The sequence below is a fragment of the Streptomyces sp. V4I2 genome (assembly GCF_030817655.1).
Classification (GTDB): Bacteria; Actinomycetota; Actinomycetes; order Streptomycetales; family Streptomycetaceae; genus Streptomyces; species Streptomyces plumbiresistens.
In genome coordinates this window covers 4,736,289-4,752,941 of sequence record NZ_JAUSZM010000003.1, presented here as the reverse complement: position 1 = coordinate 4,752,941, position 16,653 = coordinate 4,736,289, and the positions used below count along the sequence as shown (strand labels likewise).

Below are 16,653 nucleotides of genomic sequence, written 5' to 3'. Positions count from 1 at the left end.
GCTTGCGATGCCACGATGAGGCTTTGCGCGGATTCCCGCTGAGGCCGGTGCGCTACTGGCGGGTTGTGGACAACTCCCTCACCCGAACGAGAAGTTCCGCCGCTGCGACGCGGCCGCCGCCCCCTCCGCTACGGCAGCGCGAACCCCGGATCCATCCCGCCCAGCGCGTTCGTGCACAGGCAGTCCCGCTCCTCGGCCGAGGGCAGCGCTGCCACCGCGTCGAACAGCACGCCCCGCAAGCGGTCCACGTTGGCCGCGAACACCCGCAGCACCTCGTCGTGGGAGACACCCTCACCGGTCTCGGCGCCGGCGTCGAGGTCCGTGACCAGGGTCATCGACGTGTAGCAGAGCTCGAGTTCACGGGCGAGAGAGGCTTCCGGATGGCCGGTCATGCCCACCACCGACCAGCCCTGTGCCTGGTGCCACAACGATTCGGCGCGGGTCGAGAAGCGCGGCCCCTCGATCACCACCAGCGTGCCGCCGTCCACCGGCTCCCAGTCCTGTCCGCGGGCCGCCTTCAGCGCGGCCGCCCGCCCGGTCGGGCAGTAGGGGTCGGCCAGGGACACGTGCACCACGTTCGGCACCGCGCCGTCCGGCAGCGGCAGCCCGTCGAAGTACGTGCCCGCCCGGGATTTCGTGCGGTCGACCAGCTGGTCCGGCACCAGCAGCGTGCCCGGCCCGTACTCCGGGCGCAGACCGCCCGCCGCACACGGGCCGAGGACCTGGCGCGCGCCGACCGACCTGAGCGCCCACAGATTGGCGCGGTAGTTGATCCGGTGCGGCGGCAGATGGTGGCCGCGGCCGTGCCGGGGCAGGAAGGCGACGCGCCGGCCGGCCACCTCGCCGAGGAAGAGGGAGTCGCTGGGCGGCCCGTAGGGGGTGTCCACCTGGATCTCGGTCACATCGTCGAGGAACGAATAGAAGCCGGAGCCGCCGATTACGCCGATCTCTGCGTTCGCCATGACCAGCACACTAACCGGCGTCGTCCGGGACCGGAGCACGGGTTCGGGAACCCGGAGCACGGGTTCGGGAACAACGAGAACCCCGCCGTCGTACGAGGGCGGGGTTTCGTGAGAGAGCTGTACGCCTTACGCGGCCGAGCTGCTGCTGGACGAGGTGCCGGTGCTCGACGGCTTCGAGTCCGAGGACGACGAAGAAGACGAGGACGAGGTCGAGGCGGACGAGTCGGACTTCGAGTCCGAGGACGTCGACGACTTCGCGGACGCCGGCGCGCTGCTCGACGACGAGCCGCGGCTGTCGTTGCGGTAGAAGCCGGAGCCCTTGAAGACAATGCCCACCGCGGAGAACACCTTCTTCAGGCGTCCACTGCAGCTGGGGCACTGGGTAAGGGCGTCGTCGGTGAACTTCTGCACCGCCTCGAGGCCCTCGCCGCACTCGGTGCACTGGTACTGGTAGGTGGGCACTGTCTTCCTCCTGGCACTCTCACTCAATGAGTGCTAACGATGGTCCATAGTGACGTATTCCCGAGGATCAGTCCACTGCCACCGGCACGCGGTGACCGACGCCACGTGCGACGGTGCGGCTGTGCGGCCGCACCGCGAGGTGTGAGCGCAGCGCCAGCACGGTCGCCAGGGCGAGCAGCGTGCCGCCCATCGGCACCAGGAACCCGGCGCCCTCCCGGAAACCGTCCTCCAGCTGTCCGGCGACCGTGACGCCCGCCGCCTGGCCGAGCGCGACCGCGCCGGTCAGCCAGGTGAAGGCCTCGGTGCGGGCGCCGGCCGGAACCAGGCCCTCGACCAGGGTGTAGCCGGTGATCAGGGCGGGCGCGATGCACATCCCGACGAGCAGACCGAGGCCGGCCAGGACGAGCACCGAGTCGGCGGCCCACAGGCCGGACGCGGTCAGCGCGAGGGCGACGTACCCGACGACCAGGCGCCGCTGCGGGGCGACCTTCCAGGCGACGGCGCCGCAGACCAGGCCGGAGAGCATGTTGCCCGCGGCGAAGGTGCCGTACAGGACGCCGTTCATGCCCGGTTCGCCGATCGACTCGGAGAACGCGGCCAGCGAGACCTGCATACCGCCGAAGACGGAACCGATGCCGAGAAAGGCCACGATCAGGACCCGCACCCCGGGGATGCGCAGTGCGGAACCGTGCTCCACGCGTGCGTGCCCGTCGACGGCGACCGGCGGCTGTGTGCTCTTCTGCGCGGCGAACAGCAGACCGCCGATCAGTGTGAGCGATGCCTCGGTCACCAGGCCCGCGGCCGGGTGGACGGCCGTGCACAGAGCGGTGGCCAGCAGCGGGCCGACGACGAAGGTCAGCTCGTCGGTGACGGACTCGAACGCGGCCGCGGTGGGCATCAGGGGCGAGTCCTTGAGCTTCACGCCCCAGCGGGCCCGCACCATGGGGCCGATCTGCGGCTGCGAGGCGCCCGTGGGTACGGCGGCGACGAGCAGCGCCCACAGAGGCGCGTGGGACAGCGCGAGCACGGTCAGGACCAGGCCCGACAGCGAGTGCACGAGCACGCCCGGGATGAGTACGGCGCGCTGTCCGTAGCGGTCGGCGAGCCGGCCGGTGCAGGGCGCGAACAGTGCCATGGAGACACCGGTGACGGCCGCGGCGGCGCCGGCCGCGCCGTACGAGCCGGTGGTGTGCTGCACGAGCAGCACGATGGAGACGGTGAGCATCCCGAACGGCTGGCGTGCCGCGAAGCCGGGGAGCAGTAACGTCCAGGCGCCGCGCGTGCGCAGCAGTTGCCCGTAGCCGGGACGGGAGGTGACCGTGGATGCCACGGCCCGTGCCTTTCTGCCGCCTGGTAGCGCGGCCCCCATTGTCCGGGGCGGCACCGAGAGCTGTCCTCTTGCGCCGACTGCGGTAGATGCCGTCGCCCACTGCGGGGGCGCCCCAGCCGCCATACGGTCGCGCCAGCACTGCGTCAGGCAGAGGTGGTTCGATCGGAATGCGCCTTCATCATACAGGGATCAAGTCTGATGAGCCTGTGAAAACGAGCACCATGGATGCGTTCACCTGCGATGGGTGGGGGAGTGAACCGTGTGAAACGCGCCCTTAACGCCCGGTGCCGCCGCCGTCCGTGCCCAGCCACCCGGCCAGCTTGCCGCCGTGTCCCACGGCGCGCAGCCGCCGTTCGGCCGCGTCCCGGACCGGATCGGTGGCGACCACGAGGAGCTCGTCGCCCCGTCGCAGCACGGTCGTTGGCAACGGTACGAACGACTTTCCCTCGCGTACGACCAGGGTGACCGCGGCCCCGGCCGGCAGGCGCAGTTCGGCGACCTCGACGCCGTGCATCCTCGATCCCTTGGGGATCGCGACGGACAGCAGGTGTCCGCTCAGCCGCTCCAGGGGGGCCGATTCGATGCCGAGGTCGGCGGCCTCGGCCTCCCCGCCCAGGCTCAGCTTGCGGGCGAGCCACGGCAGGGTCGGCCCCTGGACGAGGGTGTAGACGACGACCAGGACGAAGACGAGGTTGAAGATCCGGCGGCTGGCCTCGACACCCTCCACCATGGGGATCGTCGCGAGCACGATGGGTACGGCGCCGCGCAGTCCGGCCCAGGACATGAGGGTCTGCTCCTGCCAGGGCACCCGGAACGGCGTGAGGCAGAGCACCACGCTCAGCGGGCGGGCCACCATCGTCAGGACCAGTCCAATGGCCAGCGCGGGCAGGATGTCGTCGCCCAGCTCGTGCGGGGTGACCAGCAGGCCGAGCAGGACGAACATGCCGATCTGGGCGATCCAGCCGAGCCCGTCGGCGAAGCCGCGGGTGGCGGGCCAGTGCGGCAGCTTCGCGTTGCCCATCGCCATCGAGGCGAGGTAGACGGCGAGGAAGCCGCTGCCGTGTGCCATCGCGCCCGCCGCGTACGCCGTGACGGCGATCGCCATGACGGCGATCGGGTAGAGGCCGGAGGCGGGCAGCGCCACGTGCCTGAGGCCCCAGGAGCCCAGCCAGCCCACCGCGATGCCGATGGCGGCGCCGATGGCCAGTTCGAGAATTATCTTGCCGATCAGCAGGTACCAGTGCTCGACCGGGCCCGCGGTGGAGAAGGAGACCACCAGGATGACCACGGGAGCGTCGTTGAAGCCGGACTCGGCCTCCAGGGTGCCCGTCACGCGCGCGGGGAGGGGAATCTTCCGCAGCACCGAGAAGACCGCCGCGGCGTCCGTCGAGGACACCACCGCGCCGATGATGAGCGCCTGGCGCCATTCCAGGTCGATCAGATAGTGCGCGGCCGTCGCCGTGACCCCCACGCTCACCGCGACCCCCACCAGCGCCAGCGCGGAGGCGGCCGGCAGGGCCGGCTTGATCTCCTTCCACTTCGTGCCGAGGCCGCCCTCGGCCAGGATCACGACGAGGGCCGCGTATCCGATGACCTGGGTGAGTTCGGCGTTGTTGAAGTGGATGTCGCCGATGCCGTCCTGGCCCATGGCGATGCCGATCCCCAGGTACACGAGCAGGCTGGGGAGCCCGCTGCGCGAGGAGATCCGGACCGCTGCCACGGCGACGAGCAGGACGAGCGAGCAGACGAGCAGGAGCTGGTTGAGGTCGTGGACAGTCAGCGGCCGTTCCCTTCCCTGGCTTCCGCGCTTCACGCGCGCGGGAGCTCACGTACATAGGACACGAAGCGGCGGTTCTCCGCACCCAAGTACTTCGTTACCTTACCTAACTCTTGACGATTTCTTGACGCTCCCCGAGGTGTGAGCGAACGTTCGTCCGTTCTGGTTCCCGACTCCGCGTCAAGGGCCCCTGGGCGCTGCGCCTATGGTTGCTCCAGCGTTCAGTCAAAAGCACAGCCCGCCCTGCCGCTCGCGTTAGGACAGCAAGGACAGCGATGCCCCCCAACACCACCGCCTCTTCGGGCCAGAAGCCCGGCAAGTCCGGCAGGAAAAAGGGGCGCAAAGCCCGTCTGTTCGTCCTCGTGCTGGTGCTGGCCATCATCGGAGGCGTCGCCTACGGGGCGTACTGGTCCGTCAGCACTGTCCGAGCCTCCTTCCCGCAGACGGCGGGCTCGATCACGCTCGAGGGCCTGTCGGGGCCGGTCGAGGTGAAGCGCGACGGCTACGGCATCCCGCAGATCTACGCCGACTCCGACGCGGACCTGTTCATGGCGCAGGGCTACGTCCAGGCGCAGGACCGGTTCTACGAGATGGACGTGCGCCGTCACATGACCTCCGGGCGCCTGTCGGAGATGTTCGGCAAGGGCCAGGTCAAGAACGACGAGTTCCTGCGCACCCTGGGCTGGGACCGGGTCGCCGAGGAGGAGTACGACAAGACGCTGTCGGCGTCCACGAAGAACTACCTCCAGGCGTACGCCAAGGGAGTCAACGCCTACCTCCAGGGCAAGGACGGCAAGGAGATCTCCCTGGAGTACGCGGCCCTCGGTTTCGAGAACGACTACAAGCCCGAGGCGTGGACCCCGGTCGACTCGGTCGCGTGGCTGAAGGCCATGGCCTGGGACCTGCGCGGCAACATGCAGGACGAGATCGACCGCGCCCTGATGACCAGCCGCCTCGGCCCCCAGCAGATCGCGGACCTGTACCCGCAGTACCCGTACAGCCGGAACCAGACGATCGTCCAGCAGGGTCAGTACGACGAGCTCACCTCGACGTTCGAGGGAAGCGGCGGCACGTCCGGCGACGAGACCTCCACGAGCGACGCCGGTGGCACCGTGACGGGCACCCAGTCGTCCACGGCCGGTTCCGCCCTCGAGAGCCAGCTGTCGGGCCTCCAGAACGTCCTGGACGACGTCCCCACGGCCGTCGGCGTGAACGGCAACGGCATCGGCTCGAACTCCTGGGCGGTGGCCGGGGAGTACACCATCACCGGCAAGCCGCTGCTGGCCAACGACCCGCACCTGTCGGCCTCGCTGCCGTCCGTCTGGTACCAGATGGGCCTGCACTGCCGCACCGTCTCCAGCAAGTGCCAGTACGACGTCAGCGGCTACACCTTCGCCGGAATGCCCGGCGTGATAATCGGCCACAACCAGGACATCGCCTGGGGCATGACCAACTCCGGTGTCGACGTCACCGACCTCTACCTGGAGAAGCTGTCCGGCGCCGGCTACCTGTACGACGGCAAGGTGAAGCCCTTCACCACCCGCGAGGAGACCATCAAGGTCGCCGGCGGTGAGTCCAAGAAGATCGTCGTCCGGGAGACCAACAACGGACCCCTGCTGTCCGACCGTAACGACGAGCTGGTGAAGGTCGGCAAGAAGGCCGCCGTCGGCACCTCCGCGCCCGACCGCGGAGACGGCTACGGCATCGCGCTGCGCTGGACCGCGCTGGATCCGGGCACCTCCATGGACGCCGTCTTCGCGATGGACAAGGCGAGCGACTGGACCGGCTTCCGCAAGGCCGCCGCCCTGTTCGACGTGCCCTCGCAGAACCTGGTCTACGCCGACACCGAGGACAACATCGGCTACACGCTGCCCGGGAAGATCCCCACGCGCGCGGAGGGCGACGACGGCTCCATCCCGGCGCCGGGCTGGGACTCCAAGTACGAGTGGACCGGCTACATCAAGCAGGACGAGCTGCCCTACGAGTACAACCCGGAACGCGGCTACATCGTCACCGCCAACCAGGCCGTGATCGACAAGGACAAGTACCCCTACACGCTCACCACGGACTGGGGCTACGGCACCCGCAGCCAGCGCATCACCGACCTGATCGAGTCGAAGATCAAGGGCGGCGGCAAGATCTCCACCGACGACATGCGCCAGATGCAGCTGGACAACAGCAGCGAGATCGCCAAGCTGCTGGTGCCCAAGCTGCTGAAGATCAACGTCGACGACCCCGACGTCCGCGCGGCCCAGGAACTCCTCGAGGGCTGGGACTACACCCAGGACGCCGACTCGGCGGCGGCCGCGTACTTCAACTCGGTCTGGCGCAACATCCTCAAGCTCGCCTTCGGCAACAAGCTGCCCAAGGAGCTGCGCGTCGAGGGACAGTGCCTGTGGGTCGATCCCGTCAGCACCACCGCACCCGTCGACGAGACCGGCAAGGTGCTCGAGTGCGGTCAGCGTGACGCCGACCAGGCGCAGCCCGACGGCGGCGACCGCTGGTTCGAGGTGGTCCGCAACCTGATGGACGACGAGAAGAGCGACTGGTGGACGACGCCCGAGTCGCGCAACCGCATCGGCGCCGCCAAGAACCGCGACAAGCTGTTCGAGCGCGCCATGATCGACGCCCGCTGGGAGCTGACCGCCAAGCTCGGCAAGGACATCGACACCTGGAGCTGGGGCCGGCTGCACCGCCTGTTCCTGAAGAACCAGACCCTGGGCACCGACGGCCCCGGTTTCCTGCAGTACATGCTCAACCGCGGCCCCTGGAAGCTCGGCGGCGGCGAGGCGGCGGTCAACGCGACCGGCTGGAACGCGGCCGGCGGCTACGACGTCGTCTGGGTGCCGTCGATGCGCATGGTGGTCAACCTCGACGACCTCGACAAGTCGAAGTGGATCAACCTCACCGGCGCCTCCGGGCACGCGTACAGCGCCCACTACATCGACCAGACGGGCAAGTGGGTCAAGGGTGAACTGCTGGACTGGTCCTTCTCGTCCAAGGCGGTCGACGACAACACGAGCGACACGCTGGAACTGAAGCCGAGCGGCTGACGCGACATCGTCCGAACGGCCCTCCACGCGCGCGTGGAGGGCCGTTCGGCGTTTCACGTTTCAGGAACCGTGCCGGAAGCGCCGCACCCCCGACGGCGTCACCACCGCGTCCACCGGCCGGTCGTGCGCCTCTGCGGGCACGCGCTCGACGACCTCGGAGTCGTACAGCAGCACCACCAGGGCGGGATGCATGCCCACGCGCTCCAGACGGGCGAGCACACGGTCGTACGACCCCCCGCCGCGCCCCAGACGCATCCCGCGCGCGTCGACCGCCAGGCCCGGCAGCAGCACGGCGTCGGCCAAGGCCACGGCGTCCGGGCCCAGACGCTGCCCGGTGGGCTCGAAGAGGGCCATCTTCCCGCCGTGTTGGACGCGCGCGAGGGAGCCCTCCCCGGTGTACGCGCCCCAGTCCAGGTCGTTGTCCGGGAGAAGCGCCGGAAGCAGGACCCGCACGCCCCGCGCGCGCAGCGCGTCCAGCAGCGCGAGCGTCCCGGGTTCGCTCCCCACGGAGACGTACGCCGCCACCGTGCGCGCCCGCGCCAGCTCGGGCAGCTCCAGTGCCCGCCCGGCCAGCGCGACGGCGGCTTCCCGCACGTCATCGGCCGTCAACGTGTTCCTCACAGCGAGGATCTCTTGCCGCAACATACGCTTGTCAGGCTCGGTCGGACGTTCGACGGGACTCAAAGGTTGCACCCGTACCCTTCCAATACGCTCATATGAGAGCCAATTAACCGGAGCCTCAGATTCCCTGCAAAGACACCGGATAAGGTTGCGGGCATGACTCAGTCGCACCCTCGGATCAGCAAGGCTGTCATTCCCGCAGCAGGTCTCGGCACCCGGTTCCTGCCGGCCACCAAGGCCACTCCCAAGGAGATGCTGCCGGTCGTCGACAAGCCGGCGATCCAGTACGTGGTCGAGGAGGCCGTGTCCGCCGGCCTCGACGACGTCCTCATGATCACAGGCCGCAACAAGCGCCCCCTCGAGGACCACTTCGACCGCAACTACGAGCTTGAATCGGCTCTTCAGAAGAAGGGCGACGCCGACCGGCTCGCCAAGGTGCAGGAGTCCAGCGACCTCGCGACCATGCACTACGTCCGCCAGGGCGACCCCAAGGGCCTCGGCCACGCCGTGTTGTGCGCCGCCCCGCACGTCGGACACGAGCCCTTCGCGGTCCTCCTCGGCGACGACCTGATCGACCCGCGGGACCCGCTGCTCAAGCGGATGGTCGAGGTCCAGGAGCAGCACGGCGGCAGCGTCATCGCCCTCATGGAGGTCGCCCCCGAGCAGATCCACCTCTACGGCTCCGCGGCCGTGGAGGAGACCGAGGACAGCGACGTCGTCAAGGTGAGCGGCCTGGTCGAGAAGCCCGACCCGGCGGACGCCCCGTCCAACTACGCAGTCATCGGCCGCTACGTCCTCGATCCGCACATCTTCGACATACTCCGCAAGACCGAGCCCGGCCGCGGCGGCGAGATCCAGCTCACCGACGCCCTCCAGCAGCTCGCCGAGGACGAGAAGGTCGGCGGCCCCGTGCACGGCGTCGTCTTCAAGGGCCGCCGCTACGACACCGGCGACCGCGGCGACTACCTGCGTGCCATTGTCAGACTCGCATGCGAACGTGAGGACCTGGGCCCGGACTTCCGGACCTGGCTTCGCAGTTACGTAGCCGAGGAGATGTAGCAACGTTGAGCAGCGCCGCGCCCCGCACCACCGGCCAGGACCAGCTGTGGTCGGTGGACGAGCACCTGGACGACATCCTCGCGACCGTCCGCCCCCTCGAACCCATCGAGCTGCAACTCCTCGACGCCCAGGGCTGCGTCCTGGTCGAGGACGTCACGGTGCCGGTCTCCCTGCCGCCGTTCGACAACAGCTCCATGGACGGGTACGCGGTGCGGGTCGCGGATGTCGCGGGCGCGAGCGAGGAGTTCCCGGCGGCCCTGGAGGTCGTCGGGGACGTCGCGGCGGGCCAGGCCGACCTGCTGCACGTGGGGCCCGGCCAGGCCGCCCGCATCATGACGGGCGCCCCACTGCCGCCCGGCGCCGAGACCGTCGTCCCCGTGGAGTGGACCGACGGCGGCCTCGGCGAGGGCCCGGTGACCGGAATGCGCGCCCGCGCCCTGTCACCCGACGGCGCCGAGGGACACGTGCACGTGTACCGGCCTGCCGAGGCACGCGCGCACGTGCGCGCCAAGGGCAGTGACGTGCGGGCCGGGGACCGCGCCCTGGAAGCGGGCACCGTCCTCGGCCCGCCGCAGATCGCCCTGCTCGCCGCGATCGGCCGCGCCACCGTACGCGTACGCCCGCGCCCGCGCGTGGTCGTCATGTCCACCGGCAGCGAACTCGTCCAGCCCGGCGAGGAACTCGGCAGCGGCCAGATCTACGACTCCAACAGCTTCGCCCTCACCGCCGCCGCCATCGACGCCGGCGCCATCGCCTACCGGGTCGGCGCCGTCGCCGACGACGCCGTAACGCTCCGTTCGACGATCGAGGACCAGCTCGTCCGCGCCGACCTCATGGTCACCACGGGCGGGGTGAGCGTCGGGGCGTACGACGTCGTCAAGGAGGCGCTGTCGTACGTCGGCGACGAGGACGAGCCCGGCAGCGGCATCGAGTTCCGCAAGCTGGCCATGCAGCCCGGCAAGCCCCAGGGCTTCGGCTCCATCGGCCCCGACCACACACCGCTGCTGGCCCTGCCCGGCAACCCCGTGTCGTCGTACGTCTCCTTCGAGCTGTTCGTCCGCCCCGCGATCCGCACCCTGATGGGGCTCGACGACGTCCACCGGCCGACCACCAGGGCGACCCTCACCTCCGGCAAGGCGCTGACCTCGCCGAAGGGCCGCCGGCAGTTCCTGCGCGGGACGTACGCCGACGGCGCGGTCACCCCGGTCGGCGGCGCCGGATCCCACCTGGTCGCGGCCCTCGCGCACGCGGACGCGCTGATCGTCGTCCCCGAGGACGTGGAGTCCGTGGAGCCCGGCACCGAGGTCGAGGTCGTCCTGCTCGGCTGAGCACTCCTGGTTGGCGGTACCGTGTCGCGCACAGCAGGCCCACGCGCCGCACCGCGCCGGGCCCGGACCGGGAGCGCCACACAGCATGACAGTGCCTTCCCGGGGGGAGACCCCCGGACCTTCTGCGCAGGACCGACTGACCCATATCGACGAGGCGGGCGCGGCCCGCATGGTCGACGTGTCCGGGAAGGACGTGACCGCGCGCACCGCCCGCGCCAGCGGCCGCGTCCTGGTCTCGCCCCGCGTGATCGAGCTGCTGCGTGGTGAGGGCGTCCCCAAGGGCGACGCCCTGGCCACCGCGCGGATCGCGGGCATCATGGGCGCCAAGCGCACCCCTGATCTGATCCCGCTGTGCCACCCCTTGTCGGTGTCCGGTGTGAAACTGGACCTGAGAGTCGCGGACGACGCCGTGGAGATCCTGGCCACGGTGAAGACGACGGACCGCACGGGCGTCGAGATGGAAGCCCTCACCGCCGTCTCCGTCGCCGCGCTCACCGTGATCGACATGATCAAGGCGGTCGACAAGGGAGCGGTCATCACGGACGTCAGGGTGGAAGAGAAGACGGGCGGCAAGTCGGGCGACTGGAGCCGGGCATGACGTATCGCGCCCTCGTGATCACCGCATCCAACCGCGCCGCCGCCGGGGTCTACCAGGACAAGGGCGGCCCGCTGATCGCCGACGGCCTCAGGGGCTTCGGCTTCACCGTCGAGGGCCCGCAGGTCGTGCCCGACGGCGACCCCGTGGAGGCCGCCCTGCGCGCCGGCGTCGACGCGGGGTACGACGTGATCGTCACCACCGGCGGCACCGGCATCTCACCCACCGACCGCACCCCCGAGGCGACCCGCCGGGTCATCGACCACGAGGTGCCGGGCATCGCGGAGGCCATCCGGGCGTTCGGACGGGAGAAGGTGCCGACGGCGGTGCTCTCCCGGGGCTTGGCCGGAGTTGCCGGGCGGACCTTGATCGTCAACCTGCCGGGTTCTTCCGGCGGGGTGAAGGACGGACTGGCCGTCCTGGAGCCCCTGCTGGCGCACGCCGTCGACCAGATCCGCGGCGGCGATCACCCCAGACCCGCCGCCAGTAGTGGGGGTGCGAGCTGAACAGCCCATCCTGGCCCGTCGTGCTCGTGGACGGCGATGTCGTCCTGAGGCCGATAAAGATGCGCGACCAGCGGGCCTGGCGCGAGGTCAACCGGCGCAACCGGGACTGGCTGCGGCCCTGGGAGGCGACGATCCCGCCGCCCACGCCCAGCGGGCCCATCGCGCACCGGCCGACCTACCGCCAGATGGTCCGGCATCTGCGGGCCGAGGCGAACGCGGGCCGGATGCTCCCGTTCGTCATCGAGTACCAGGGGCGACTGGTCGGACAACTGACCGTCGCCGGAATCACCTGGGGCTCGATGTGCTCGGGCCATGTCGGTTACTGGGTCGACGAGTCGGTGGCCGGCCGCGGAGTGATGCCGACATCCGTGGCGCTCGCCGTGGACCACTGTTTCCGAGCCGTCGGACTGCACCGCATCGAGGTCTGTATTCGCCCCGAGAACGGGCCCAGTCGCCGGGTCGTGGAGAAACTCGGATTCCGCGAGGAGGGGCTGCGCCCGCGCTATCTCCACATCGACGGCGCCTGGCGCGACCACCTCGTCTTCGCACTCACCGCGGAAGAGGTGCCCGACGGGTTGCTGAGGCGCTGGCAGCGGGCACGATCCAGGAGCACGCCCCACGACAATCCCGCATAGCCGGGAAATTGAATAAGTGTTCGAAATTGATCGGCGGATGACCGCCTCAGGGCGTTGAATTCGCTACCTGGGCGACCTGTTGATCGCATCGGTCACAAAAAAAGCTCGAAATATCAGCCAGATCGTGCGACACACCGGCTCAATTGGCAGATGGCCTCACGCAAACCCCTCTACCGTGTGAGGCGTGAGCAGCAGCGGCCTCATCTACGCAGTCATTGTCGGGGCCTGGGCCGCCTACTTGGTGCCGATGTGGCTCCGTAGGCAGGACGAGCTGAACGAGGCCCGTCCGACGGAACGCTTCAGCACAGCCATCCGGTTGCTGTCCGGACGGGCGGGGATGGAGCGCCGATACGCCAAGGACCTGCGGGCGCGCTCCACCGAAGAGGGGGAGCCCAGCGCCCTGGACCCGGGAGCGGCCACCGATTCGGTGGACGTCCGGGCCTTCGCCATGCCTCCGACCCGGCCACAGACACAAGCGACGGTCCAGGCACAGGCGCCCGCACGGCAGGAACAAGTACGCGAACAGGTTCGTGAGCAAGTGCGTGAACCGGAGCGCGAACAGGTTCGTGAGCAGGTGCGTGAACCGGAGCGCGCATCCGACAGCGCGCCGCCCGCGCGTAAACGCGTACCGGTTCCCCGGCGCACGCCCTCCGAAGAAGCGGCCGCGGCGCGCGCCCGGCGTACGAAGGTGCTCGCGCGCCGGCGGCGTACGACGGTCATGCTCTTCATCGCCTTCTCGCTCGGCGCGATCGTCGCCGCGGTCGGCGGGCTCGCCTTCCTGTGGGCGCCCGGCGTGCCCGCGGTCCTGCTCAGTGGGTACATCGCGTACCTGCGCTCCCAGGAACGCAGACGCTTCGCCTACCAGATGGACCGGCGCCAGGCCGAGGCCGCCGCGCAGCGACTGCGCGAGCGCACCCGCCAGCCCCGCCGCCGCGCCGCCGTCGATGCCGGCGCCGACTCCGAGGAGCCGGACGAAGGGCCCGAGCCGGAGACGGACCCCGGGATGTCGGCGCTCGCCGCGGACCGGCGTGCGCTCGTCGAGCAGACCGACCACGCGGAGTGGGTCGACCAGCAGCGGGAGCGCCAGCAGCGGCCCGCGCACGGTGACAGCTGGGACCCGGTGCCGGTGCCGTTGCCGACGTACGTGACCGCGCCGGTCGCTCCGCGGGCCACCTCCGACGTGGACCTCGGCGCCCCGGACGCGTGGAGTTCGGCGCGGTCCAGTGCCGTCACGCCCGAGCAGGAGGCGCGGCCCGGTGCGCGGGACGCGGGAGCGGAGGAACAGGCCGCCGACGCGGACGACAAACCGGCGGCCGACGGTCGCAGTGACGCCCGTCGCGCCGCCTCCGCCCGTCGCGCCCGTGAGCGTGGCCGTACGCCGCTGTTCGACCAGTACGAGGACGGGGACCGGCCGCGGGCCGCGAACGAGTGACCCGAGGTGTTTGACCAGCCCAGGAACGGATTTCCAAGCACCCGGACGGGGATGCTAGAGTTTCACTCGTTGCAAGGGCCTGTGGCGCAGTCTGGTAGCGCACCTCGTTCGCATCGAGGGGGTCTGGGGTTCAAATCCCCACAGGTCCACCGCAACGACTGTTCCGGGTAACCCGGGGGCAGTTGACGAGATCCCGTCCGATCTGACCGATCGGGCGGGATCTTTGTGTTTCGCCTCGCCAATCGCCTTTTCAGGCCCGCCGGTTGGCGGCCGAGACGCGCTGCGTCAGGCGCCTCAGGGCCAGCGAGGCAGGGGCCGATGCGCTCGGTGGTGGCGACGTACTCGTCCTCGGTGTCGGTTGGCGACCAAGGCGTCGAATCAAGTGAGTATCAGGGAGGGTGGAGGATCTCGTGCATCCCTTCCGGAAAGCCGTCGAGACCGCCGACATGGACGCGGTGGCCGCCCTGCTGGCGGAGAACGTCGTCTTCACCAGTCCGGTCGTCTTCAAGCCGTACGGGGGCAGGGCGATCACCGCCGCGATCCTGCGCGCCGTGTCGCAGGTCTTCGAAGACTTCACCTACACCCGGGAGATCGCGAACCCCGACGGGCGCGACCACGCCTTCGTCTTCACCGCGACCGTCGACGGCAAGCAGCTCACGGGCTGCGACTTCCTGCACTTCGACGAGGACGGCAGGATCGACGACTTCATGGTCATGGTCCGTCCGCTCTCGGCGGCCCGGGCCCTCTCCGAGGCCATGGGCGCACGGTTCGAGCAGATCGCCGAGGAAGCCGCCGGGGCCGAGTGACTGCCGCCGTCCAGGCGGCGGCAGCCTCATGACGACTGGGCGGCGCTACGGCGCTACAGCTCCTTGGCGAAGCACCGGCTCGACTCGAAGTGCCGGTAGTAGCCGAACTTGCCGCACGGCTCGTACCCGCTGGACGTGTAGAGGGCGATCGCCTCCGGCTGCTCGGTGCCGGTCTCCAGGACCATGCGTCTGCGGCCGGCCGCGCGGGCGTCCTCCTCCAGCGCGGCCAGCATGCGGCGGGCCAGGCCGCGGCCGCGCATCGCGTCTATGACGTACATCCGCTTGACCTCGGCGTCCCCGTCCAGGTTGCCCTCGCCGTTGGTGTCCTGGCAGCGCCAGCCGCCCGTGGCGACGGGGGTGCCGTCCTCGTCGTACGCGATGAGGTAGATGCCGTTCGGCGGGTCGAAGTCCGACGGGTCCAGGGGCGTGGCGTCGCCGCCGTCGCCGTAGCGCAGGTGGTACTCGGCCTGGACCTGGTCGTTGAGCTTGACGGCGTCCGGGTGGTCGAAGGGGACGCGGCGGATATCCATACTGATCACCGTATATTAATTCATACTCGAACAAGGGCTCGGTCCAGTGTGCCGGTATCGTGCCGGGGTGCTCACTGTGACTTCAGCCAATGTGAACGGACTGCGCGCCGCCGCGAAGAAGGGCTTCGTGGAGTGGCTCGCGGAGACCTCCGCCGACGTGCTCTGCCTCCAGGAGGTGCGCGCGGAGCCGCAGCAGCTGCCCGAGCACGTCCGTACGCCCGGCGGCTGGCACGTCGTCCACGCACCCGCCGCCGCGAAGGGCCGCGCCGGCGTCTCCCTCTATACGCGCCGCGAGCCGGACCGCGTCCGGGTCGGCTTCGGTTCGGCCGAGTTCGACGGCAGCGGGCGCTATGTCGAGGCCGACCTGCCCGGCGTCACCGTCGCCTCCCTCTACCTGCCCTCCGGCGAGGTCGGCACCGTGCGCCAGGACGAGAAGGTCCGCTTCATGGACGAGTTCCTCGCCTATCTCAAGGACCTGCGCGAGCGCGCCGCCGCCGACGGCCGCGAGGTCCTCGTCTGCGGTGACTGGAACATCGCCCACCGGCAGGCCGACCTCAAGAACTGGCGGGCGAACCAGAAGAGTTCCGGGTTCCTGCCGGAGGAGCGGGAGTGGCTGGGGCGGGTCTTCGACCCGGCGGAGGGCGGGTACGTCGACGTCGTGCGGGCGCTGCATCCGGACGTCGAGGGGCCGTACACGTGGTGGTCGTACCGGGGGCGGGCTTTCGACAACGATTCAGGGTGGCGCATCGACTACGAAGTGGCGACGCCGGGTCTCGCGGCCAAGGCGGTCAAGGGGTACGTGGAGCGCGCGGCCACGCATGACGAACGGTGGTCCGACCATGCGCCGGTGACCGTGGTCTACGACCTCTAGTCCCGTTGACCTCTAGTCCCGCTTCCGCATCCGCCGGTCCAGCGCCAGCGACAGCTCCGCCTCCACCACGCTCCGTGCCAGGGGGCGCAGGCGTTGGAGGTCTTCCGCGGGGGCGTGGCGCAGGATCACCTCGGCGAAGAGCTCGGCGAGGGCGTCGGTGTGTTCGCGGACGCGTTTGCCCGCGTCGAGGACCTCGGCCAGGGGGATGCCCTCGCGGACCAGGGCCGAGGAGACGTCCAGGAGGCGCCGGCTGATGTGGACGATCTCGTCGCCGTCGGTGCCGAGGTAGCCGAGCTCCAGGGCGGCGGCGAAGTTCTCGGGGGTGACCTCGCCCTCGAAGCGGGCGGCGAGTTCCTCGGGGGTGAGGCGGACCGGTTCCTCCTCGGTGGGGGTGTCCACGCCGAGGAGTTCGCCGACGTTGCGGCCGTGTTCGAAGGCCTCCGCCAGCTCCGCGATGCTGCTCAGGGTGTGGCCGCGTTCCAGCAGCGCCGCGATGGTGCGCAGGCGGGCCAGGTGGTGGTCGTCGTACCAGGCGATACGGCCCTCGCGGCGGGGCGGCGCGATGAGTTTGCGTTCGCGGTAGAAGCGCAGGGTGCGTACGGGGATGCCGGCCAGTCGTGCCAGTTCCTCCATGCGGTATTCGCGCTTCTCCGTCACGTGCGCAGCCTATGTCGTACCCTCAGTAA

The 16,653-nt window shown here is 70.0% G+C and carries 16 protein-coding genes and 1 tRNA gene; 10 read left to right on the top strand and 7 right to left on the bottom strand.

Translation table 11 applies throughout. From position 1 onward, the window contains the following. Window positions 1-128 precede the first annotated feature (128 nt). The 4 genes from QFZ76_RS22325 to QFZ76_RS22310 all read right to left on the bottom strand — a co-directional run bounded on the left by QFZ76_RS22325 (window position 129) and on the right by QFZ76_RS22310 (window position 4,567). On the bottom strand, window positions 129-962 hold the full coding sequence (locus tag QFZ76_RS22325) for an S-methyl-5'-thioadenosine phosphorylase (protein ID WP_307675406.1): 834 nt from the start codon (window positions 960-962) through the stop codon (window positions 129-131). Window positions 963-1,088: 126 nt separating this feature from the next. Then, entirely contained in the window at window positions 1,089-1,424 is a 336-nt protein-coding gene (locus QFZ76_RS22320) for an FmdB family zinc ribbon protein (protein ID WP_307675405.1), read from the bottom strand. Window positions 1,425-1,491: 67 nt separating this feature from the next. Further along, window positions 1,492-2,754 (bottom strand): MFS transporter, encoded by a 1,263-nt coding sequence (locus QFZ76_RS22315; protein WP_307675404.1) that lies wholly within the window; start codon window positions 2,752-2,754, stop codon window positions 1,492-1,494. 274 nt (window positions 2,755-3,028) lie between these two features. Continuing rightward, window positions 3,029-4,567, bottom strand: a complete 1,539-nt coding sequence (locus QFZ76_RS22310) for a potassium/proton antiporter (RefSeq protein WP_307675403.1) — start codon at window positions 4,565-4,567, stop codon at window positions 3,029-3,031. Between the two features lie 239 nt (window positions 4,568-4,806). Here QFZ76_RS22310 and QFZ76_RS22305 point away from each other — a divergent pair, with 239 nt between their 5' ends. Beyond that, window positions 4,807-7,584 carry a penicillin acylase family protein gene (locus QFZ76_RS22305; protein WP_307675402.1) on the top strand — a complete coding sequence of 926 codons (2,778 nt, stop codon included), beginning with the start codon at window positions 4,807-4,809 and terminating at the stop codon, window positions 7,582-7,584. Window positions 7,585-7,644: 60 nt separating this feature from the next. Here QFZ76_RS22305 and QFZ76_RS22300 read toward each other — a convergent pair whose 3' ends face one another. After that, entirely contained in the window at window positions 7,645-8,229 is a 585-nt protein-coding gene (locus QFZ76_RS22300) for a 5-formyltetrahydrofolate cyclo-ligase (RefSeq protein WP_307675401.1), read from the bottom strand. Window positions 8,230-8,361: 132 nt separating this feature from the next. Here QFZ76_RS22300 and galU point away from each other — a divergent pair, with 132 nt between their 5' ends. From galU to QFZ76_RS22260, 8 genes are all read left to right on the top strand, one after another. Next, entirely contained in the window at window positions 8,362-9,264 is a 903-nt protein-coding gene (gene galU, locus QFZ76_RS22295; RefSeq protein ID WP_266438166.1) for a UTP--glucose-1-phosphate uridylyltransferase GalU, read from the top strand. A gap of 5 nt (window positions 9,265-9,269) precedes the next feature. Further along, window positions 9,270-10,592 carry a gephyrin-like molybdotransferase Glp gene (gene glp, locus QFZ76_RS22290; protein ID WP_307675400.1) on the top strand — a complete coding sequence of 441 codons (1,323 nt, stop codon included), beginning with the start codon at window positions 9,270-9,272 and terminating at the stop codon, window positions 10,590-10,592. 85 nt (window positions 10,593-10,677) lie between these two features. Beyond that, window positions 10,678-11,190, top strand: coding sequence for a cyclic pyranopterin monophosphate synthase MoaC (moaC, locus tag QFZ76_RS22285; RefSeq protein WP_266438171.1), 513 nt, complete (start codon window positions 10,678-10,680; stop codon window positions 11,188-11,190). Further along, on the top strand, window positions 11,187-11,693 hold the full coding sequence (locus QFZ76_RS22280) for a molybdenum cofactor biosynthesis protein B (protein ID WP_307675399.1): 507 nt from the start codon (window positions 11,187-11,189) through the stop codon (window positions 11,691-11,693). The genes moaC and QFZ76_RS22280 overlap by 4 nt, the downstream gene beginning before the upstream one ends. Before the next feature lie 20 nt (window positions 11,694-11,713). Then, complete coding sequence (locus tag QFZ76_RS22275) at window positions 11,714-12,328, top strand: GNAT family N-acetyltransferase (protein ID WP_307675398.1); 615 nt, start codon at window positions 11,714-11,716, stop codon at window positions 12,326-12,328. 184 nt (window positions 12,329-12,512) lie between these two features. After that, window positions 12,513-13,760, top strand: a complete 1,248-nt coding sequence (gene glpR / locus QFZ76_RS22270) for a gephyrin-like molybdotransferase receptor GlpR (RefSeq protein ID WP_307675397.1) — start codon at window positions 12,513-12,515, stop codon at window positions 13,758-13,760. 75 nt (window positions 13,761-13,835) lie between these two features. Beyond that, window positions 13,836-13,909: transfer RNA gene (locus QFZ76_RS22265), tRNA-Ala, on the top strand. A 261-nt stretch (window positions 13,910-14,170) separates the two neighbouring features. Next, a complete protein-coding gene (locus QFZ76_RS22260; RefSeq protein ID WP_307675396.1) occupies window positions 14,171-14,566 on the top strand; it encodes a nuclear transport factor 2 family protein in 396 nt (131 codons plus the stop codon). Window positions 14,567-14,619: 53 nt separating this feature from the next. Here the strand turns inward: QFZ76_RS22260 and QFZ76_RS22255 are convergent, their stop codons facing one another. Next, window positions 14,620-15,096, bottom strand: coding sequence for a GNAT family N-acetyltransferase (locus QFZ76_RS22255; protein WP_307675395.1), 477 nt, complete (start codon window positions 15,094-15,096; stop codon window positions 14,620-14,622). 67 nt (window positions 15,097-15,163) lie between these two features. Here QFZ76_RS22255 and QFZ76_RS22250 point away from each other — a divergent pair, with 67 nt between their 5' ends. Next, window positions 15,164-15,967: an exodeoxyribonuclease III gene (locus QFZ76_RS22250; protein WP_307675394.1), complete on the top strand. Its 804-nt coding sequence runs from the start codon at window positions 15,164-15,166 to the stop codon at window positions 15,965-15,967. A 12-nt stretch (window positions 15,968-15,979) separates the two neighbouring features. Here QFZ76_RS22250 and QFZ76_RS22245 read toward each other — a convergent pair whose 3' ends face one another. Next, a complete protein-coding gene (locus tag QFZ76_RS22245; RefSeq protein ID WP_307680100.1) occupies window positions 15,980-16,600 on the bottom strand; it encodes a MerR family transcriptional regulator in 621 nt (206 codons plus the stop codon). Window positions 16,601-16,653: the final 53 nt, after the last annotated feature.